General features: G+C 46.9%; 16 protein-coding genes and 1 other RNA gene. 7 read left to right on the forward strand and 10 right to left on the reverse strand.

What is annotated here, in order from left to right; genetic code table 11:
- Positions 1–45 precede the first annotated feature (45 nt).
- The gene (locus tag LQ567_RS09555) at positions 46–636 is read left to right on the forward strand and encodes a DUF4126 domain-containing protein (protein ID WP_231004278.1); all 591 of its coding nucleotides are present in this window, start codon (positions 46–48) and stop codon (positions 634–636) included.
- Here the strand turns inward: LQ567_RS09555 and mnmD are convergent.
- The 3 genes from mnmD to LQ567_RS09570 form a co-directional block, all read right to left on the reverse strand.
- Positions 616–1,308 (reverse strand): tRNA (5-methylaminomethyl-2-thiouridine)(34)-methyltransferase MnmD, encoded by a 693-nt coding sequence (gene mnmD / locus LQ567_RS09560; RefSeq protein WP_231004279.1) that lies wholly within the window; start codon positions 1,306–1,308, stop codon positions 616–618. The two genes, LQ567_RS09555 and mnmD, sit on opposite strands and share 21 nt — an antisense overlap.
- Positions 1,308–3,158: an outer membrane protein assembly factor BamB family protein gene (locus tag LQ567_RS09565; RefSeq protein WP_231004280.1), complete on the reverse strand. Its 1,851-nt coding sequence runs from the start codon at positions 3,156–3,158 to the stop codon at positions 1,308–1,310. The genes mnmD and LQ567_RS09565 overlap by 1 nt, the downstream gene beginning before the upstream one ends.
- A gap of 61 nt (positions 3,159–3,219) precedes the next feature.
- Positions 3,220–3,939 carry an HAD family hydrolase gene (locus LQ567_RS09570; RefSeq protein ID WP_231004281.1) on the reverse strand — a complete coding sequence of 240 codons (720 nt, stop codon included), beginning with the start codon at positions 3,937–3,939 and terminating at the stop codon, positions 3,220–3,222.
- Positions 3,940–4,120: 181 nt separating this feature from the next.
- Here LQ567_RS09570 and LQ567_RS09575 point away from each other — a divergent pair, with 181 nt between their 5' ends.
- Both LQ567_RS09575 and ssrA read left to right on the forward strand, forming a co-directional pair.
- Complete coding sequence (locus LQ567_RS09575) at positions 4,121–4,744, forward strand: hypothetical protein (RefSeq protein ID WP_231004282.1); 624 nt, start codon at positions 4,121–4,123, stop codon at positions 4,742–4,744.
- Between the two features lie 115 nt (positions 4,745–4,859).
- Positions 4,860–5,237: a transfer-messenger RNA gene (gene ssrA, locus LQ567_RS09580) on the forward strand.
- Positions 5,238–5,456: 219 nt separating this feature from the next.
- Here the strand turns inward: ssrA and LQ567_RS09585 are convergent.
- From LQ567_RS09585 to LQ567_RS09600, 4 genes are all read right to left on the reverse strand, one after another.
- On the reverse strand, positions 5,457–6,572 hold the full coding sequence (locus LQ567_RS09585) for a hypothetical protein (RefSeq protein WP_231004283.1): 1,116 nt from the start codon (positions 6,570–6,572) through the stop codon (positions 5,457–5,459).
- 39 nt (positions 6,573–6,611) lie between these two features.
- The gene (rseP, locus tag LQ567_RS09590) at positions 6,612–7,967 is read right to left on the reverse strand and encodes an RIP metalloprotease RseP (protein ID WP_231004284.1); all 1,356 of its coding nucleotides are present in this window, start codon (positions 7,965–7,967) and stop codon (positions 6,612–6,614) included.
- A 236-nt stretch (positions 7,968–8,203) separates the two neighbouring features.
- Positions 8,204–9,358, reverse strand: a complete 1,155-nt coding sequence (locus LQ567_RS09595; protein ID WP_394800358.1) for a 1-deoxy-D-xylulose-5-phosphate reductoisomerase — start codon at positions 9,356–9,358, stop codon at positions 8,204–8,206.
- Between the two features lie 81 nt (positions 9,359–9,439).
- Positions 9,440–10,936 carry a GH3 family domain-containing protein gene (locus LQ567_RS09600; RefSeq protein WP_231004286.1) on the reverse strand — a complete coding sequence of 499 codons (1,497 nt, stop codon included), beginning with the start codon at positions 10,934–10,936 and terminating at the stop codon, positions 9,440–9,442.
- A gap of 154 nt (positions 10,937–11,090) precedes the next feature.
- Here LQ567_RS09600 and rplU point away from each other — a divergent pair, with 154 nt between their 5' ends.
- From rplU to LQ567_RS09620, 4 genes are all read left to right on the forward strand, one after another.
- Positions 11,091–11,390 (forward strand): 50S ribosomal protein L21, encoded by a 300-nt coding sequence (gene rplU, locus LQ567_RS09605; protein WP_231004287.1) that lies wholly within the window; start codon positions 11,091–11,093, stop codon positions 11,388–11,390.
- 91 nt (positions 11,391–11,481) lie between these two features.
- A complete protein-coding gene (rpmA, locus tag LQ567_RS09610) occupies positions 11,482–11,742 on the forward strand; it encodes a 50S ribosomal protein L27 (RefSeq protein ID WP_018630198.1) in 261 nt (86 codons plus the stop codon).
- A gap of 115 nt (positions 11,743–11,857) precedes the next feature.
- The gene (locus tag LQ567_RS09615) at positions 11,858–12,073 is read left to right on the forward strand and encodes a hypothetical protein (protein ID WP_231004288.1); all 216 of its coding nucleotides are present in this window, start codon (positions 11,858–11,860) and stop codon (positions 12,071–12,073) included.
- Between the two features lie 81 nt (positions 12,074–12,154).
- Positions 12,155–13,837 (forward strand): helix-hairpin-helix domain-containing protein, encoded by a 1,683-nt coding sequence (locus LQ567_RS09620; protein ID WP_231004289.1) that lies wholly within the window; start codon positions 12,155–12,157, stop codon positions 13,835–13,837.
- Between the two features lie 154 nt (positions 13,838–13,991).
- On the opposite strand, the gene LQ567_RS09625 is transcribed toward LQ567_RS09620, so the two are convergent.
- From LQ567_RS09625 to LQ567_RS09635, 3 genes are read right to left on the reverse strand one after another with little or no spacing between them, the layout of a single operon-like run.
- Positions 13,992–17,837: a sensor histidine kinase gene (locus tag LQ567_RS09625; RefSeq protein WP_231004290.1), complete on the reverse strand. Its 3,846-nt coding sequence runs from the start codon at positions 17,835–17,837 to the stop codon at positions 13,992–13,994.
- A 1-nt stretch (position 17,838) separates the two neighbouring features.
- Positions 17,839–18,624: a nucleoside triphosphate pyrophosphohydrolase gene (gene mazG, locus LQ567_RS09630; RefSeq protein WP_231004291.1), complete on the reverse strand. Its 786-nt coding sequence runs from the start codon at positions 18,622–18,624 to the stop codon at positions 17,839–17,841.
- 42 nt (positions 18,625–18,666) lie between these two features.
- Complete coding sequence (locus LQ567_RS09635; RefSeq protein WP_231004292.1) at positions 18,667–19,488, reverse strand: alpha/beta hydrolase; 822 nt, start codon at positions 19,486–19,488, stop codon at positions 18,667–18,669.
- Positions 19,489–19,554 lie beyond the last annotated feature (66 nt).

The following is a 19,554-nucleotide window of genomic DNA, read 5'->3' on the forward strand; positions in this document are numbered from 1 at the left end:
TTTCCGAAAAATTCGCCATATGGGCAGAATTTTGTAAATTACTATATGAACTGGGACATACAAACCTTCTCGGCTGCTGCCCTTGGTATTGCATTGGCCGCCTGCTGCGGTTTCAGGGTGTTTGTACCCATGCTGATAGCGGGCATAGCCGGACGGTTTAACCTCTTTCACTTCTCTGAAAGCTTTCTCTGGCTCTCTTCCACCCCGGCATTGATCGCATTAGGCATTGCCACCGCTTTCGAAATTGCCGGCTATTATATTCCGTTTATCGATAATATCCTGGATACCATTGCAACCCCGCTGGCTGCCGTTGCAGGCACCTTACTGGCCACCTCAGTGATCCCGGTTGATAACGACTGGATGAAATGGATCATTGGTATCATTGCAGGCGGTGGCGGCGCAGGGCTCATCGCTTCCGGAACCGGGTTATTGCGCCTTTTAAGCAGTAAAACAACAGCGGGTATGGGCAACAATGTGGTGGCCACCGGTGAGAATGCTGCTGCCGTGGGCGGATCTGTACTAAGCTTCCTGATGCCCGTTATCATGGCGGTATTGTTCATCCTGTTCTTTGTCTGGATCATCAAAAAAATGATCCGGAAAATCCGCGGTAAGCCACTAGTATCCAGAAGATCCTGATACGGCGGTAGCCCGCACTACTTCCCGTTTACCGGGCGGCCCTTTGAGTTTTTCCACTGCAAAACCCGACTCTATGAGTGTTTTGCGTACCATGGATTTGGAGCAATAGGTCACCAACACTCCGCCCTCACTCATATGACTTCGTATTTTCCGGAAAACGCCGGGTGTCCACAGTTCGGGTTGATCATCCGGGGCAAACGCATCAAAATAACAGATATCGTACACCCCTTCCGGCTGGTATGCAACCAGATCAGCCTCGATCTTTTGCAGTAGTAACCCTCCGGAAAGCTGCACTTCCCGGTTCCAGGGCGCCTTCATCAATGGCTTATATAAACCGGTAGCCCGGGTAAATGCATCATAATTGAGCCGGTCGAAAATCTCCTCCGGAAGTGGATACCGGTCTATACCCGTGTAGCGGGCAGGAAGCTCCTGCCCGCTTAACACCTGCGCTGTCAGCAGGGCATTGAGGCCGGTACCAAAACCAATCTCAAGGATGTTGAGCTGCACCGGCCGGTGCCGTTCGATATAATGTTTCAGTCCGTTTTCAATAAACACCTGCATCGACTCTGTGAAAGCACCCCGGGTTGAATGAAAACTGATCGTTGTTCCATGGATTCCCACGCTATCCGAGCCGTCACCGGAATGAATGATATGGTAGGCCGGGTGCTCCATTAATTGCTGACTTGAAGAATCACCACTTTCCCGTCCATGGTGGTTACCGCTATTTTACGGTCGTTTATAAACTGAAGATCGTGTACCAGGCAATTGGCTACTTTATGCATCCATAAAGTAGCACCGGTTTTACGGTCAAAAGCGGCAATTACGCCTTTATCACTGAAAGCATATACACGTCCCTTCCGTTCGGTAATCGTTGAGGGATTCAATTCATAGTTAAACACATTATCGGTTTTCCAGGCTACAACCGCGCTATCGGATCTTGTGTCGATACCCACCAGGTGCCCCTGCATGGTTTTGGCAAATACCAGTTTTTTATCGGCCGAAAGCCCCATCGACTCGCGCACCCAGTGCTCACTCCAGCGGTGTTTCCAGATCAGCTTACCGCTGGCGGCATCCAATACCGTCATATACCGGTCTGGCGCTACTATAAAAATGCGGCCAAAAGCGGCAACCGGCAAACAGGATGCCGGCGAGAGCATGCGGTTGCCGTATCCATCATGAAAAACCCATTCCGCTTTCCCGGTTTTACTATTGAGGGCATACAACTCATTTCCCCAGCTGCCAAAGATCAGCTTGCCTTCGGTATAAAGTGGTACTGCTTTTACAAAGTTTTTTACTGCATCATATTCCCATATGGCTTTTCCATCTGACAACCGGAATGCCCTGAACGCTCCTTCGGAAGAGCCCACAAAAACGGTTCCGTTCTTTATAACCGGTGTGGCAACGATCGATTTCCCTGTGGCCGCAGACCAACGTAAGGAGCCGTTGTCTGCATTTAAACAATAAACGGTGCCATCCGTTGAAGGGATCACCACACTGTTTTTTTCAATAGCAGGTGCTGCATAGATCTTTCCACCTGTTACAAACCGCCATACCACCCGGTTTGCACCGGGATCAATGGCCAGCACCCGTCCGCGACTGTCGGGGGTGATGATCCGGTTCTTATACAATACAAACCCATTGCCGATATCCGAAGAATCCTGGTAACGCCAGATTTCTTTTACCTGCGGGTAACGCTCGTTCACGGCATAGGACGGCCGGGGCCAACGCCGGGTATCCGTATCCAGGTGATGATCTTTTAATGCTACGGTTGCCCATGCTTTTTTTGTTTCCAGGCCCGGTTTCCGCTCGCGGTAAGTGGCAGTTCCGTTTTCAATGGTAATGATATTGTACCCGCCGATGCTGTCTTTTGCCCGGAGGTTCGAACGCCCCATGATACCTGGGATGCCTTCAAAATCATACTTGTGGTTCTGATGCCCGTGCCCGCACATGTACAATTGAATATTGTGTTTCTTTAAGCGGTCTGCGATCTCATACCAGTTATTTAATGAAGAGTCCAGGGGATAATGATCCACAAATATAATCGGTTCCCTTGCCGGAATGGTAGCCAGTACAGAATCTAACCATACGATATTCCCGTAAGGCACCTGGCCCGGACTCATTTTCATATTGGGACCGCAGTTGGCGCCCAAAAAATGAATGCCCCCATAACTGAAGGCAAATACTTCATTGCCAAAGATGCGGTTAAAAGTATTGGTGCCGCTCTCGGACCAGTTATCGTCATGATTACCCGGAACGATATACCAGGGCTTGTTCAGCGAATCCAGTATTTGCTTTGCAAGCTTTATTTCCGCGTCTGCTCCAAATTCGGTGATATCGCCGGAAGCGATCACAAACCGGATGTCCGGATTCGCATTGATATCTTTTACAGTTCTCCGTAGATCTTCATCGGCGTTATTGGAGCCAATATGCAGATCGGAGATCTGTGCAAACTGAAAGGACGACTGAGCTGCAACCAGTTCTACAAAAAAGCAGCAGAAGGCAAAACAAAGAATTCGTTTCATTGGGGCAAGATAGGTAAGATCTGCTTACCGGCAAATCCATCCGTCAAAAAATCAATATCAATTATTCGTTAAGCAGGAACCGGCCGAGGTCTTCTACCGTCTTTAGCAAATGATCTGCCCTATGCTCCAGCAATTCGGCTTCGGTACCGTACCCGTAAAGCACCCCTACGGCTCTTACTTTATTGTTCCGTGCGCCGATGATATCGTATTTCCGGTCGCCCACCATCGTTGTTTTCTCCGCATGCAGCCCCTGTACTTCCAGTGTATACCGGATCAATTCCGTTTTATCCGTCATGGTATGATCCAGCCGGCTACCCGTAATCCGTTCAAAAAAAGGATCCAGGTTAAAATGCGTCAGGATCCTCCGGGCAAATACCTCCGGTTTTGAAGTAACCACAAACAGGCGGTGCCTGCTTCCCAGTTGCTCCAGCATCGTGTTGATACCGGGATAAACCTGGTTTTCGGCCCATCCTATTTCGCTGAAATATTCCCGGTAAAAACCTACGGCCCTGTCCGTATCCTCGTTTGTCAGCCCATAACGGGTACTGAACGTATGATGCAGCGGCGGCCCGATGAAGCCGGACAGTTCACCGGGATATGGTTCCTCTATTGCCATTTTCTCCAGCGCATATAACACGGAATTGATGATCCCGGTTCCGGAATCGGTAAGGGTACCATCCAGGTCAAAGAAAATATTTTGCCGGCCGGTGTGCTCCAAAACCGCACCTACCGCAGTATCACGCGGCTGCTCCTGTCGTTCGTCTGTAAGTGTATGCTGCATCCCTGGTCTGTTTCAATATCGATCGTAAGAGCGCTAAGATAATAAATGACGCGCACCGGCACACCGGCCTGCCATTTTAAAAAATAGTTAGCCCGAGTCCACACTTCTTACTACCTTACAGCGGCTGATCGTATCCTGCTAAGGTATACAACGGCACCTGATAAAACCCAAAAACAACACAATGAGCATTATCGCACAACTGGCTACATCCCTGGGCCGCAAAGATGAAACGCCCAACCTGGAACTGGCCGCACAGATTGCAAAAATCAATAATAAAAAAGCCATCCAGGAACTTGTGGCCAATCTGTCTAACAAAAGCAAAGACCTTCAGCACGATTGCATCAAAACCCTGTATGAGACTGCCAACCTGAAGCCCGCTTTAATTGCAGCCTATTTTAATGATTTTATCAGCCTCCTGGGCAGCAAGAACAACCGGCTGCAATGGGGTGCCATGACTGCTCTGAATTACATTGCTGCAGAAAATTTTGATGCCGCCTTCCACGCGCTTCCGGCAATGGCCGCCGCGGCTGAGGCGGGATCTGTTATTACGCGGGACCATTTTGTAGCCATCCTGATCCGATTGTGTGCGAACAGGCAGTATGCGGCGGATGCTTTTACTCTGTTAAACGAACAATTGCGGCACTGCCCTGCCAATCAATTGCCGATGTATGCCGAAAATGCATTGCCCATTATTAATGAAAGCAATAAAACAGCCATTACCCAAACACTTACCGCACGGCTTAACGATTTTGAAAAAGAAAGCAAGCGGAAGCGGGTAGAAAAAGTATTGAAAAAAATCAGGTAGGCGGCAGATGCTATAAAAAGAAAAAACACCGTTCTACAGCAAACACATTTGAATGCTATAAATCTATTAATTAATCCGTATCTTTGTATGCTGATTTTTGAATGAACAATCGCCAGGGGGCGTTTGGTTTTGACAGCGTAGATCTTTGAAGGTATAAGCATGCCGGGCGTTGTGTAATTAGCCCGTAAATCTGAATACTCAAACTTTAAATGGCAATACTCAGTATGCCATGGCTGCCTAATCAGTGATTAAGTAGTCATTAGGGCCGCGTTGAGCAGGTTGTTCTGTTACCATGCTCCGCCGCCGACTCAACAAACAAAAACAGGATGCTGCTGCAATAGGCTGTGCCTGCAGCAAAAGACCCATACAGCTAAGCGTTCCATTGGTTTGTCCTTTCCCGGTGTTGCGCCGACAATTAATATAAGGAATAAGCATGTAGAAGGCCTTTGGAGGATATGTTTGGACAGGGGTTCGACTCCCCTCGCCTCCACAAGAGACCCAAGTTTTTGAAAACAAATAACTTGGGTCTCTTTTTTATTATATACAGATCCCTTCTGACCGATCATGTGAAACATCTGCACTGAAATTCGCAGATTCCGCCTTATCATAGCTGCTATTGGTGAAATTGGGTAACGGGCTGATATGACGCTATCATACATAACACCCGATTGCAATAGAACAGAAGCTGTTCATCTGTGGTATTCTCAGCCAGTTATTTCACCCGGTTCAGCACCTCCCAGTTATCGCCCTGCTTTTCATTTTCGGTAATAAGCATGCCAATGCGGATCATCAGCACTCCATCGGCCTGCTTCCGGATCCAAACCGAACCCGAAAGCCGGTTATCTACCGTTACCCCCGCATCCTGGTAGCCGTGTGCCCGATAATATTGCGCCAGCTGTGTAAGTTCCTTTCTAAAGCTGGTACTACTTTCAAGGGATTGCAATATTTCCAGTAATAATTCTTTTTTTGCGGCAACACTGCCGGTATCTGTATTGCTATGGGTAATGCCCACTTCAAAATCGAGACGGGTATTATCGCAACCCGATAAACCTGCGATGATACTGGTATCTCCCGCACGCCTTTTCTCTTCCAGTGTTTCGGTAAAATTATGCTCGTCGATGCTGCGTTTCCGTATCACGGTTACCGGTCCCGCATTGAAAATCCGTTTATCCTTCTGTTTCCCAAGCGTGCAGTTGCTGAGATAGCTTGTTTCATAAAGATTGCTATCCTGGTATACAAAACTGAAATCGCGGGATGGCGTTTCATTGGCATCCGGGTAGGCCCTGAAATTTTTTGACAATGAAACGGTTAATACACCTTTATCAAACCGGTAATCTGAAATGATGTTATAAGAAAATGGTGCGTACGTCAATATGGAATGCAGTTGCGCATACTGCAGGCTGTCTTTCATAATGTAATAATCCAGCTGGCTGTTGGTTTGTGCGCTTCCGCCCAGCATTCCTTCCGATTCCCTTCGGATGATATAATCCGGGATCCGGTCCCCGTTCAGGTCTTCGTTTGCAACGATGGAATAATAAACGGTATAAGGCATTCCCTCTTCCTCTAATGCAATATAAAACGGCAGGCTATCCAGGTTGCGCTCCTTGTATGTTCCATCCGGCGCCTCACCCATTACCAATGCCTTTAAAAAACGATAGGATGCAGTGTTGGTATCCGGTACCTGTTGCGATAACCGGGGGGATGATGGCATTGCAACGGCGGTATCCTGGTTGTTGGCTGCCGGCGCTGCCTCCTGCTCCGCCGTATTACAGGCAAAGAGGAATACGGCCATGCAATGGGCCATCGCTTTTCCCAGGTTTGATCGCATATATTGCAGGATTATGATCCTCCAGGAAGGATGCGGCTTCTATTTAAAAAGCCGGAAAATATCAAGTCCCAGTGCATAGGCCATCAGTCCCAGCAACAGTACCATTCCTACCATCTGCGCATACTCCATAAACTTGTCGCCCGGTTTACGCCCCGTGATCATTTCATACAGGGTAAACAGGGCATGACCGCCATCAAGCGCCGGTATCGGCAGCACATTCATAAAGGCCAGGATGATGGAAAACAAGCCGGTCATGGTCCAGAACCGTTCCCAGTCCCAGGATCCGCCAAATGTTTTGCCAATGCTGATGACACTGCCCAGGTTATCACTTACGGCATGTTCCTTTGAAGTGAACAGCAGTTTGATACCTTCAATATATTCCAGCAGCCGGTTTACGCCATATCTAACTCCGGCAGGGATGGACTCCAGGAAGCCGTACTCCTTTTTCTCAAACGTAATAAACTTTAACGGAGACTGGGTGCTGTATCCCACTTTTCCGGCATCACTGAGTTTAGCGCCCACCTGTACCGTATCTGTATTATTACGAAGCACCGTAAGGGTCACGGCCTGGCTCTTGTAGTTTTTTGCCTGCTTTGCAAAATCACTGTAGTATAACGCCGGCGTTCCGTTCAGGCCGATGATCCGGTCGCCTTTCAGCAGCTGGCCGGAAGTAAATTTAGCAATGGACCCATCCACACTGTCTACCACATTCGGAAACCGCACCGAAACAAAATTCTTAAGCTGGTTCCGGCTCAGTTCTTTCAAAAATCCGGGAGGAAAATTGATCACCGTATCCTTGCCGTTTCTTGTTACACTGAGCGCATTTTTTTCATTCAGCAGCAGCCGTTTGGGAAGCTCGTCGAAATATTTCAGTTCCTGATTGTTCACTTTGGTAATAACATCTCCATCGCGCAGCCCTACTTTCAGCGCCATTGAATCTGCAGTAATACCATATTTCATATTGGCCACCGGCAGTTTCTCCTCTCCCCATACAAAAAGGATCATGGCAAAGATGATGAGGGCCAGTACAAAGTTGATGATCACCCCTGCCAGCATAATGATCAGGCGCTGCCAGGCCGGCTTTGAGCGAAACTCCCAGGGCTGGGCGGGTTGTTTCATGGCCTCTTTGTCCATGCTTTCATCGATCATACCGCTGATCTTTACATAGCCCCCCAGGGGTACCCAGCCGATACCATATTCGGTTTCTCCTATTTTCTTTTTCCAGAGGGAGAACCAGGGATTAAAGAACAGGTAAAATTTTTCAACGCGGCAGCCAAACCATTTGGCCGTAATAAAGTGTCCAAACTCGTGTAAAGCAATCAGGATGGAGAATGACAATATAAACTGACCTACATTGGCTCCGAAGGCCGACCAGTTAAATGCTAATAAAACCATGTATTATTAAGATATATCATTTATTAAGATGGCAAAGATAGGATGATAAAACCCTAAATGCTAAATATCAAATTCTAAATTTTAAGCCCTGAGTTTCAAATCCCAAGCCCCAAATTCTAAATTCGAAGCTCTAAATACTAAATTTCTAACGTCTGGACACTATATACTAATTCTGGGCCTCAAATATCCCGTATCCATTCCAAAATACCCGGTGCGTGGCTACAATTAACAATTGCTTATAACCGGATGATGTCGGCCGCCAGGGTGCGGGCTTCGGCATCGCTTTCGAAATAATCGGACAGTGTTGGCTTTTGTACATGTGTTACCTGTGCCATCACCTTTTCGATCACATCGGTCATTTCAAGAAACCCGATCCGGTTTTTTAAGAATGCGTACACCGCAATCTCATTTGCAGCGTTCATGATACAGGGCAGGTTTCCACCGGTTTCCAGCGCTTCTATGGCCAGGGCCAGGTTGCGGAATGTTTTCAGATCGGGTTCTTCAAACGTAAACGTGTTCATGCGTTTAAAATCAAACCGCGGATGATCATTCAGGATCCGCGATGGGAACCCCATGGCATACTGAATGGGCAGCCGCATATCCGGAAGGCCAATCTGCGCTTTAATGCTGCCGTCCTCAAACTGCACCATACTATGAATGGCGCTTTGAGGATGAATGAGTACATCGATCTGATCGGGCTTCAGGTTAAAAAGCCATTTTGCCTCGATCATTTCCAGTCCTTTATTCATCAGGGTGGCAGAGTCGATGGAGATCTTGGCGCCCATTTCCCAGTTGGGGTGTTGCAGGGCATGTTCTCTTTTAACGTTAACGAGGTAGTTGGGCTTCCGTCCGATAAATGGTCCGCCGGAAGCAGTAAGGTATACTTTTTCGATCTTATTGCGGGTTTCCCCGATCAGGCATTGGAAGATAGCCGAGTGTTCCGAATCTACCGGGATAATAGGCACGCGGTTATCCACCGCCATTTGCATTACGATATCCCCCGCCACTACCAGGGTTTCTTTATTAGCCAGGGCAATGGCCTTGCCGTTCTCAATGGCTTTAATGGTCGGCTTAAAACCGGCAAAACCCACAATGGCGGCCAACATCAGGTCGTATACATCCATACCCGCCACTTCTTCCAGCGCATCTTCACCGGCAAAGACCTTGATATCGGTTTTAGCCAATGCATCTTTTACAGAACCGTATTTGTTTTCATCGCCGATGACAACAATATTCGGGTTATACATCAGTGCCTGTTCAATCAGCAACTGATCATTTGAAAACGCCGTTAATACTTCTACAGAAAACTGATCCGGGTTCTTTTCTATGACATCCAAAGCCTGCTTTCCGATAGAACCGGTTGAGCCAAAAATGGCGATTCGTTTTATCATACGTTCGTCTCCCATTACTTTTGTAGTGTTCTTTTCTTAATCGCGGCTAAGATAGGGGCTGTTTCAGGAATAAAAAAATGCTTAATTCCTCAGCCATTGTGCCAGGCCTTCGGCGATCTTCCGGTCGTTGCTCAACCGGGGCACTTTATTCTGGCCACCCAGTTTTCCGATGGAGCGCATATAATCGATAAACCCGTTTTTCTTTACAGGCGTAATGACCAGCTGCTGCAGGATATTTCCTGATATAAGATCATCATAATACGAATTCTTCTCCCGGAGATACCGGTCTACCTTTTGCGAAAAATCGCGCAGGTCTTCGGGGTCATGTTCAAATTCAACAAACCACTGATGATACGATTTGCCGGCATCCGCACTCACATACGGAGCTACTGTAAACTCCGTAATGTGTATATTCTGTTCTTTGGCAGCCCGCAACAAGCTGTATTCCACTTCTTCTCCGATCACATGTTCCCCAAAAGCGGAGATAAAATGCTTGGTACGTCCGGTAACCACCAGCCGGTAAGGGTTCACCGACACAAATTTCACCATGTCCCCGATATCGTATCCCCACAACCCCGCATTGCTGTTGATGATCAGCGCATAGTTCACACCTGTTTCCACCTCTCCCAGCGACAGGCGCCGGGGATTTTCCCTGCCGATTTCCTCAGCAGGAATAAACTCAAAAAAGATGCCGCTGTTGGTATTGAGCAGCAGACCTGGTTCTGTTTGTGTATCCTGGAAAGCAAAAAAGCCTTCAGAAGCGGGGAAGGTTTCGATGCCATCCACTTTCCGGCCGATGCTTTGAAATAATTTTGCCTGATAGGGTTCAAAGTTCACGCCGCCATAAACCATTACTGAAAAATGCGGGAACAACTCTCCCACCGGTTTACCCGACCGGCGGATGAGCTCGTCAAAATACATCTGCATCCACGGCGGAATACCGCTGATCAACGTCATATCCTGCTGGATGGTTTCGTCTACGATCTTTCCTAATTTGGTTTCCCAGTCTTCAATACAATTGGTTTCGTATTCCGGAAGCTGGTTCTTGCGGAGATAGCGGGGTACGTGGTGGTTTACAATACCGCTTAAACGGCCTGTTGGAATGCCCCCCACCCGTTCCAGAACCGGCGAGCCGCTTAAAAAAATAAGCTTTCCATCCGCAAAAGCCGTATTGCCGGTTTCGGCCATATAGCACAATAAAGCATTCCGTGCTCCATTGATGTGGTTATTGATCGATTCTTTGGAAATTGGTATATACTTGGTACCACTTACCGTGCCCGAGGTTTTGGCAAAATAAAGTGGCTGCCCTTTCCAGAGCACATTGTGTTTACCTGCCTTTATTTCTTCTATATACGACTTCAGCTCCTCGTAGTTGCGGACCGGAACAGCCTGTCTAAACTGTTTGTAATCATTTAGTTCCGAAAATTTATGTTCTTTGCCAAACTGGGTGGCCCTCGCCGTCTTAATCAGGTATTTCAGAATATTTTCCTGATCTTCAACCGCCGTTTGCATTCCTTTTTTGATATTTTTGGAAACAATCGATGCAAAGGGCTTGGCCAGGAACGATTTGAATTTCATTGCATTAATTCATTTTTTCGATGCTACCGGAGTAGCGGAACTACAAATATAATGCTTGTTATGGGAGAAGGGATATATATAAGAAGATATATTTAAAGGTTCTGTTTGCAAAATTAAAAAATCTCCTTACCTTTGCCGTCCTAATTTTTAGACAATGATAGCAATTATTAAGGTGGCTGGTCAACAATTTAAAGTTGAAAAAGATCAAACCCTGTTTGTGCCACATATTGAGGGCAATTCCGGTGACGCTGTGAACCTGGAAGTTTTACTGGCGCACGTAGACGGAAACTTATCTGTCGGCGGTAATGTTGCCACAAAAGTAAGCGCGGAAATTGTAGACCATGTAAAAGGGGATACAGTGATCGCTTACAAAACCAAAAGAAGAAAGGGCTTTCACAAAAAGAAAGGACACCGTACGGCATATACAAAAATCAGAGTAACGAATATCGCTTAATAAAAGCGTTCTTTAAATTGAAAGGTAAACGGGCTGACGCATGATCATCCTGTAAGCCTTTTAATAGTATCAACTTTTAAACTTATACAAAATGGCACATAAGAAAGGAGAAGGTAGCGTTAAAAACGGCCGTGATTCAGAAAGCAAGCGTCTTGGAGTGAAAATCTTCGGAGGTCAGCCTGCTATTGCCGGTAATGTTATCATTCGTCAGCGTGGCACGGTTTACCATCCTGGTAAAAACGTAGGCGTTGGAAAAGATTTCACCCTGTTTGCGTTGTCTGATGGCATCGTTGAATTCAGAAAAGGAAGAAAGAACAGAACCTTTGTTTCTGTAAGCGAAGCCCAGGCATAATGATGCTTTTTGCTGTGACTGAATAAATTGTGGAAAAAAAATTTGGCGGCATTAAATAATTGTATAATTTTACCGCCGATAATCCATTATTTACTAATCATTAAATTCAAAAAAAATGGCAGTTAAAAAAGCAGCAGCAAAAAAAGCAGCTCCTAAGAAAGCAGCAGCAAAAAAAGCAGCTCCTAAAAAAGCAGCAGTAAAGAAAGCAGCTCCTAAAAAAGCAGCAGCAAAAAAAGCAGCTCCTAAAAAAGCAGCAGCAAAAAAAGCAGCTCCTAAAAAAGCAGCAGCAAAAAAAGCAGCTCCTAAAAAGGCAGCAGCAAAGAAAAAATAAGAATCTCTTTTCTAAAAGAAATTCAAAAGTCTTCCGAATGGAAGGCTTTTTTTATTGCCCCTCCTTTCCTACTTTGCAGTCATGAATAACAGTACCATTGCCGATCATTTTGAATTGCTTGCCAAATTAATGGACATCCATGGCGAAAATGCGTTTAAGGCAAAAACCTACTCTATTGCCGCGTTCCATATTGAAAGGCTGGAAGAACAGCTAACGGCATTGGACCGCAGCAGTTATGCGGGCATCAAGGGATTGGGCGCTTCAGTGGCTGCAAAGATCATTGAGCTGATGGACACGGGAAAAATGAAGGCCCTGGAAGATCTGCTGACTGACACGCCCCCGGGGATTATCGAAATGCTGGAGCTGAAAGGCATCGGCCCCAAGAAGATCCATATCATCTGGAAGGAAATGGGTCTGGTATCCGTTGGAGAGCTGGAATATGCCTGCATTGAAAACCGGTTGACCCGTTATAAAGGTTTTGGAGAAAAGACCCAGGTAAAAATATTAGAATCGATTCAATTTTATACCCAAAATAAGGGACATTTTCTTTATGCCCAGATCCACGAGATCTTTCCTTCTATTCAAAACTATCTCGAAAAGATCTTCGGAGCGGATAAGGTGTGGAATACGGGTAACTATTACCGGCAGCTGCCCACCCTGCATGAACTGGAATTTATTATCGCCGAAAAGCCAGACACCATTAAGCAAAAATTTCAAACCGCCTATCCTCCGGAACTGCTGGAAGAAACAACCAACAGTATCCTTTATAAATTAAACAACGGACTCCGGCTACGGGTTTATTCGGTATTGGAACAGATCCCCCAGTTTTTATTCAACACTTCCTCGGCTCCGGAATTTTCAGCGGCCTTCCTCCAGCGGTTCTACCCCGGCAACTTTGATACAACCGCTTTTGAAAGTGAATCCGAGATCTTCGAAAAAGCAACACTCCCCTATATCCCGGCCTGTTTACGCGAGTCCGTTTCCATTATCGACCGTGCTGAAAGGAATGAGCTGCCGCAATTGATACAGGTGAGCGACATCAAGGGCATCGTGCACAATCACAGTACCTGGTCCGACGGACTTTTTACAATAGAGGAAATGGCCAAGGCGCTGATCGATAAAAAAATGGAATACCTGGTCATCTCCGACCATTCCAAATCGGCCGCTTATGCAAACGGACTTACAGAAGAACGTATTGTTCAGCAGCAGCAGGCTATTGATGCACTGAATGAAAAACTGGCGCCCTTCAAAATTTATAAGAGTATTGAATGCGATATTCTTGGTGATGGCAGCCTGGATTACAGCAATGAGATCCTTGCAACGTTTGACCTGGTGATCGCCTCAGTACACAGCAACCTGTATATGAACGAAACAAAAGCCATGGAACGGCTGATGCGGGCCATAGAGAACCCTTACACTACCATCCTGGGCCATCTTACCGGACGCCTGCTGCTAAGCCGTAATGGCTACCCTATTGATCATAAAAAGATCATCGACGCTTGTGTAGCAAATCATGTAGTCATTGAGATCAACGCGAACCCGCACCGGCTCGACCTGGACTGGAGCTGGGTTGCCTACGCGATGGATAAGGGCGCCCTGTTGTCTATTAACCCCGATGCACATACCATTGACGGGTTTGATGATATCCGGTATGGGGTGATTGCCGCACAGAAAGGAGGACTGACGCCAGCCTACAACCTGAGCAGTTTTACCCTGGAGCAGTTTGATACCTTTATCCGCGAAAGGAAGGCGGCGATTGGATGAGTTTTGTTTAAGGTTTAAGGCTCCAGGTTGGATACCGTTTGATATTCGATATTGGTTCCGGATATTCAATTCCAGCTATCACGGAGCCATAATGGCATTCACTTTTACATTTAGCATGCCTTATTGGTTGTTCTAAATTCGAAGGTGGGCCTTATTAATATTCGGCGATTACCGGCAGTTTTACAAAGAAGGTGGTACCTACACCCAGCTCTGTTTCAAACCAGATCGCTCCGTTCGCTTTTTCTACAATGCCTTTACACATGGCCAGTCCCAGGCCGGTACCGGAACTTTTAGTTGTAAAATTAGGGGTGAAGATCCGGCCGCGCATAGCCTCAGCGATGCCGGAGCCGTTATCCGTAATACTGATGATAACGGCTTTACCTTCTACCGATTCCTTAACCGTAATAATTCCTTTAGTATTCTTTTCGCAGGCATCGATAGCGTTTACAAAAAGATTGGTAAACAACCGGTTCATCTGGGTTTTATCGGCCCTTACCGTTATTGCTCCCGGCAGCAGGTGCCAACGGAATTCAACATCCGGGTTTTTGCTGTAAATGCTGGCCAGCGGCTGCAATACCTCATGCAAATCAAAGATCATTTCATTTACATGGTTGATATTGGCAAACTGCGAAAAGTCTGCCGCAATCTTTGAAAGATAATCGATCTGTTCTACAAGGGTTTTGGCTACACTGGAAGTGAGCTGCTGTACATTGGAACTATTTTCAGTAATAGCCTTCTGAAGGTACTGAAGGCTCAGCTTCATCGGTGTCAGCGGGTTCTTGATCTCATGTGCCACCTGCCGTGCCATTTCCCGCCAGGCCTCCTCGCGTTCCGACTTTGCCAGGATGTCGGCACTTTTCTGCAACTGCGAAACCATTTTATTGTATTCTTTTACCAGCTGCCCAATCTCATCATTGCGCTCCCAAACGATTTCCTCATTGACCCGTGAAAGACTGATCTCCTTCATTTTGTTGCTGATCACCGTAAAGGATCCCGTAATACGGTTGGTAATCAGCAGGGCCAGTAACCCGGTCAAAAGGAAGATGAATGCATACAGGTTGATCAGCGTTATCAGGAAGTTGGAGATCTCCTGGTTGAGCTCCTGCTGCGAGGCAAAATACGGAATACTGAGATAGGCGTATGGAGCGGCGCTGCTTGCGCCTACCGGTGCATAGATGGTATTATACGATAGTTCAGAGACCTGCTCGTTCTGAATATACTGGGCTCTTCGCAATCGCAATAAACTATAAAAGGCACGGGGCGACATCCGGGTACTTAAAACACCCTGGCTGTATACATCTGACTGGCTGGTAGCCCGCAACTCGCCGGTAAAATCATATACATTCACATCCAGTCCGTGAATATCGGATACCCTTTTTATAACCGCATTGAAGGCATTGGCTTCAAACAAATCCTCGTTGGAGTTATAGTGCCCGCTCTCCAGTATCGTTCTCAGACTGTCGTGCAAAATGATTTCATTCAGCATGATATTCATGGTCCTGCTCAAGCGGTCATTGTTCGACTCTTCAAACCTGTTTACAAAGAAGGAAATGGTTGCCGCTCCTACTACTACAAAGGCCAGCACGTTGATCAGGATAAACGTACCATGGATCTGGCTCCGGATCGTTGGAAAAAAGGCAGAGTTACGCAGCAGTTTCTTATTCATAAATGCGCCCAGCACGATCATTAAAACATTGATCAGCGCCACCAGGAACAGGAAGGAGCAAAAGAGATAAGAAAACAGCGTGGTGGCCTCCAGGAACATTTCGCTCTTACGCGCCATAATGATCACCTTGGAGGCACTGGCGCGGTACCAGACTTCATTATACCCCGCCCGTTCCCGCAGCTCTACTTTTTTTTGTGGAAACTGGCTCTGTGTAAGGGTTGTTGTAAACGGATACTTTTTGGAAACTGAGGAAGAAGTAAGCTGGTTATTGTGATAAATGGCAAACTGGTACACTGCCGAATTCGAAAACTCGCCCTGCTTGAATTGCTTAAACAGCTCCGGCTTTATGTTGGCTACCGCAAACCGGCGGGGATTGGAAACAATATAGACTGTACCGATGAGCCGGCCGGTTTCGGCATTCCGGATGATCCGCCGCGTGATATAAGCAAAATTATCGAAGGCCTCCGACTCATAAAAATACATATCAGACAGAGAGGTGGATCTGGACCGGTTGGCAATGGTGGTATTGAGAGAGGCTACCGTTTGCGGAAACGGGTTGTATAACGGATTATCCAGGCTGTCGAAAATGTACAGGTTAGTTACATAGTTGTTCAGGTACCCGATGTAATTGCGCTGGCGGATGCTGTCTCTTAAATAAGCATTCTGCTCTTCATCATACAGCCGGTAAAAATTATTGCGAAAATAATTACTGTCCAGGTACTTGTTTGCTATGCTGATGAGGCGTTCGCTGGCCGGATCGGTTTGCGTGGCCAATTTCTGGCAATACAATACCCGCAGGTTCATTTCTGCCTTTGTAATTTCATTCAGCATTAACAAACAAAGACTGATGGAAAATATAAAGATCCAGAGTACGGTTCCGGACACACTGAATTTAATAAACCGGTTAATGCGCTCTTCTTTGGTAAAGATAAAGGTATACACCAGCAGCCATAACAACACCGGCAGGCAAAAAGTAACATCCCTGCTGCTTACAAATACGGAAACAGACAGTAACCCCAATACTGCCGTCCAGAGATATACCTGCCAGATATGCGCCCGGAAAACCGCAAAAATGTACTTGTAAAGCGTTCGGCTCAGGTAGTAAAAGCCCAAACAAAGACAGGCCAGGATCAGGAATCCAACAATCGTAAATATGCTCAGGCTGTCGATATTGGTTACATCAAATGAGATCTTCGATTTGGAAATGCAGTCTTTGATCACCCCAGCAATACTGAACGTAGCTGCAATCAGGATTACGAGGCAGCTCACGCCCGCCACCCGGAGCACTTTCCTGGGGTACTTTTCCGTATAAAACGGGCGCGCAGAAAGGCGGTTCCATACAAATACGGCGATCCAGCAGAAAAGCAGGCTATTGATCAGCAAATCCCCAAAAGTGGGCAGCAGAAAACCGGAACTGTACAAATCCGGGTCAAACAATTTGAATTCGGAAAAATTCCAGATATAACCCATTATATATGTTCCCACCCGGAATGCCAGCAGGCAGGCCAGGAGGAACCAGATCTGCAGCCGGTAGCTGGAAGCGGCAAACCGTTTTGCCAGCAGCAGGTAGCAGGAAAGAAAAATGAGGAAAAGGCCAACGATCTTCAACACCACAGAAAGTACCGAATCTTTCGACAGCCTTGCATGGGGGTACGATCCCTGTATATCGGTTGTTACCACATGCTCGGCTCCATCAAGCTTCCGGGCAAACTTTTCATCCGGCTTCATTTTTAAATAAAATACCGGTGTGCCCTTTATTCCCCGGATCGCGTGTGCAGTAGGCGTGGTATCAATATCCATCACATGATCCATGGCCTTGTCGAAAGGATAGGAATCACGCAGGTAATCGGTTTCCACAAAAAAAGACGACTTCATCAGCACCAGGCAAAATGCCGTAAAATCGGGGTGATTGGGCACCGGCTTCCGGATCGCATAATAATAGCCATTCGCTAATTTCACACCCTGCTCCTCCTGTTCGCTATATAAAAGCTCATCTGAAGGCACCACGATCCCGGTATTCCAGAACCGCAGGAACCGTTTGTCCTGATCATTTTTATACAGGTAGAAATAAAAGCGGCTGTCGGGCAAATTCGCAAGGTCCCGGAGCGATTCTCTCGACTGGGTCAGCCGGTCCATCAAGGCAGTATTGGCCAGTACCTGTTCAAACTGATGCACGTTTTTCTTAATCTCCTTCTCAAAGATCTTTGTTTGTGCATCCAGCGATGTGCTTTTGAGGTAGCTGGAGCTTAGTAAAAGTGCTCCCGCAAAAATAACCAGGGCCGCAGATAAAAGCAGCAGCTCCCATAAATACTTATTTCTGCTGCGCCGTTTCATTTTAATGAGGTTCTGTTTTTATCCGGTTCCATAAAGCGTCCATTTCTCCCAGCGTTAGCGCAGAAAGCGCGCTGCCGTTTGCGGCGGCCAGCTGCTCCATGCGGGTAAACCGATGGATAAACTTTTTATTGGTGCGTTCCAGCGCAGCCTCCGCATCTATCTTCAAAAACCGTGCGTAGTTGATGAGGGAAAACAATAAGTCACCAAATTCCTCCTCTATTTTACCGGGAGCTCCCTCTTCCACGGCTTCCAGCAGTTCTTCTGTTTCCTCGGTTACCTTCTCCCAAACCTGCGGGGCTGATTCCCACTCAAATCCTACCTGCCGGGCCTTTTCCTGCAGCCGCATGGCTTTTACCACGGCCGGCAATGAACGCGGCACCCCGCTTAACACGGACGTTTTTCCCTCCTTTAGCTTCAGCTGCTCCCAGTTCTTTTTAACGTCGTCCTCCGAGCGTACCTCTTTTAAACCATCAATCGCCTCCAGTGGCGGATAAATATGCGGGTGCCGTTTGATGAGTTTTTCTGCTATACCGTTGAGCACATCCTCAATAGTAAACTGCTCCTGTTCGGTTGCAATTTTTGAATAAAAAACAATGTGCAGCAGCAGGTCTCCCAGCTCTTCCCGGATATCCTTCCAGTTTTCATCACTAATGGCATCGCCCAGTTCATAGGTTTCTTCTATCGTCATTTGCCGTAACGAATGAATGGTTTGCTTACGATCCCAAGGGCACTGTTCTCTAAGCTCATTCATGATCTGCACCAACCGGTTAAATGCTTCCTGACTCATATTGATAATTTATATTTCGGTTACCGACTGCTATACACCAGCTTATTTCCCTGCATCTGGTTCTAAAAAGAACCGGTTCATAAACAACAACTGATAATAAATGGCGTTTTGCCAGTATGTTGACGTATGTCCGCCCGGCCGGGTAATATAGTCGTGCGGAATATTGCGCAACAATAACTCCTGGTGCAGGTTTTCATTTACCTTGTAAAAAAAGTCTTCGGTACCGCAGTCTATAATTATTTTTAATGTTTTGGGCTCGATCAGATGCAGCATATTGATAACGGTGTTTTTCTCCCAGCGCTCGGGGTTATCCTTGTATTTGCCCAACCGTTTGGCCATATCCCAGTTATTGGGGAAGGGCCGGATATCCACGCCTCCGCTCATGCTTCCGGTGGCACCAAATACATCCGGATGTTTTATGGCAAGATATAAAGCTCCATGTCCGCCCATGCTGAGCCCGGCAATGCCCCGGCCCCTGGAGGACGCAATGGTGGCATAATGCTTATCCACCCAGGCTACCAGCTCACCGGAAACAAAGGTTTCATATTGAAAGGAAGGATCTACAGGACTATCCCAGTACCAGCTGCCATATCCGCCGTCCGGGCATACCAGGATCATCTGGTATAGGTCTGCACCGGCTTGCGCGCCCTTTACACCGGGCCAGTATGCGTAACTGCCGCTGTACCCATGCAGCAGGTACACCACGGGGTATTTTTTTGCCTTTGAATAATCGTCCGGCAGTATCACCGAGGTTTTAATACTTTTTTTCATAGCAGGGCTATACACTTCCAGCGTATCTACTTTTGCCGCCCACAGATTCAAACTCACTAACAGGACGAATCCAATAATCAAACACTTTTTCATTGTTCCGGATGCATTTCGTTTAATACGGACGAATTTATACAAAAAATAGTAAGTACTGCCAACAAA

This window comes from Niabella pedocola, assembly GCF_021044425.1.
GTDB lineage: Bacteria > Bacteroidota > Bacteroidia > Chitinophagales > Chitinophagaceae > Niabella > Niabella pedocola.

Coding starts and splice junctions, on each gene's coding strand:
- LQ567_RS09555 (WP_231004278.1), top strand. CDS start 46: ATGAACTGGGACATACAAACCTTCTCGGCTGCTGCCCTTGGTATTGCA.
- mnmD (WP_231004279.1), bottom strand. CDS start 1,308: ATGGAGCACCCGGCCTACCATATCATTCATTCCGGTGACGGCTCGGAT.
- LQ567_RS09565 (WP_231004280.1), bottom strand. CDS start 3,158: ATGAAACGAATTCTTTGTTTTGCCTTCTGCTGCTTTTTTGTAGAACTG.
- LQ567_RS09570 (WP_231004281.1), bottom strand. CDS start 3,939: ATGCAGCATACACTTACAGACGAACGACAGGAGCAGCCGCGTGATACT.
- LQ567_RS09575 (WP_231004282.1), top strand. CDS start 4,121: ATGAGCATTATCGCACAACTGGCTACATCCCTGGGCCGCAAAGATGAA.
- LQ567_RS09585 (WP_231004283.1), bottom strand. CDS start 6,572: ATGCGATCAAACCTGGGAAAAGCGATGGCCCATTGCATGGCCGTATTC.
- rseP (WP_231004284.1), bottom strand. CDS start 7,967: ATGGTTTTATTAGCATTTAACTGGTCGGCCTTCGGAGCCAATGTAGGT.
- LQ567_RS09595 (WP_394800358.1), bottom strand. CDS start 9,358: ATGATAAAACGAATCGCCATTTTTGGCTCAACCGGTTCTATCGGAAAG.
- LQ567_RS09600 (WP_231004286.1), bottom strand. CDS start 10,936: ATGAAATTCAAATCGTTCCTGGCCAAGCCCTTTGCATCGATTGTTTCC.
- rplU (WP_231004287.1), top strand. CDS start 11,091: ATGATAGCAATTATTAAGGTGGCTGGTCAACAATTTAAAGTTGAAAAA.
- rpmA (WP_018630198.1), top strand. CDS start 11,482: ATGGCACATAAGAAAGGAGAAGGTAGCGTTAAAAACGGCCGTGATTCA.
- LQ567_RS09615 (WP_231004288.1), top strand. CDS start 11,858: ATGGCAGTTAAAAAAGCAGCAGCAAAAAAAGCAGCTCCTAAGAAAGCA.
- LQ567_RS09620 (WP_231004289.1), top strand. CDS start 12,155: ATGAATAACAGTACCATTGCCGATCATTTTGAATTGCTTGCCAAATTA.
- LQ567_RS09625 (WP_231004290.1), bottom strand. CDS start 17,837: ATGAAACGGCGCAGCAGAAATAAGTATTTATGGGAGCTGCTGCTTTTA.
- mazG (WP_231004291.1), bottom strand. CDS start 18,624: ATGAGTCAGGAAGCATTTAACCGGTTGGTGCAGATCATGAATGAGCTT.
- LQ567_RS09635 (WP_231004292.1), bottom strand. CDS start 19,488: ATGAAAAAGTGTTTGATTATTGGATTCGTCCTGTTAGTGAGTTTGAAT.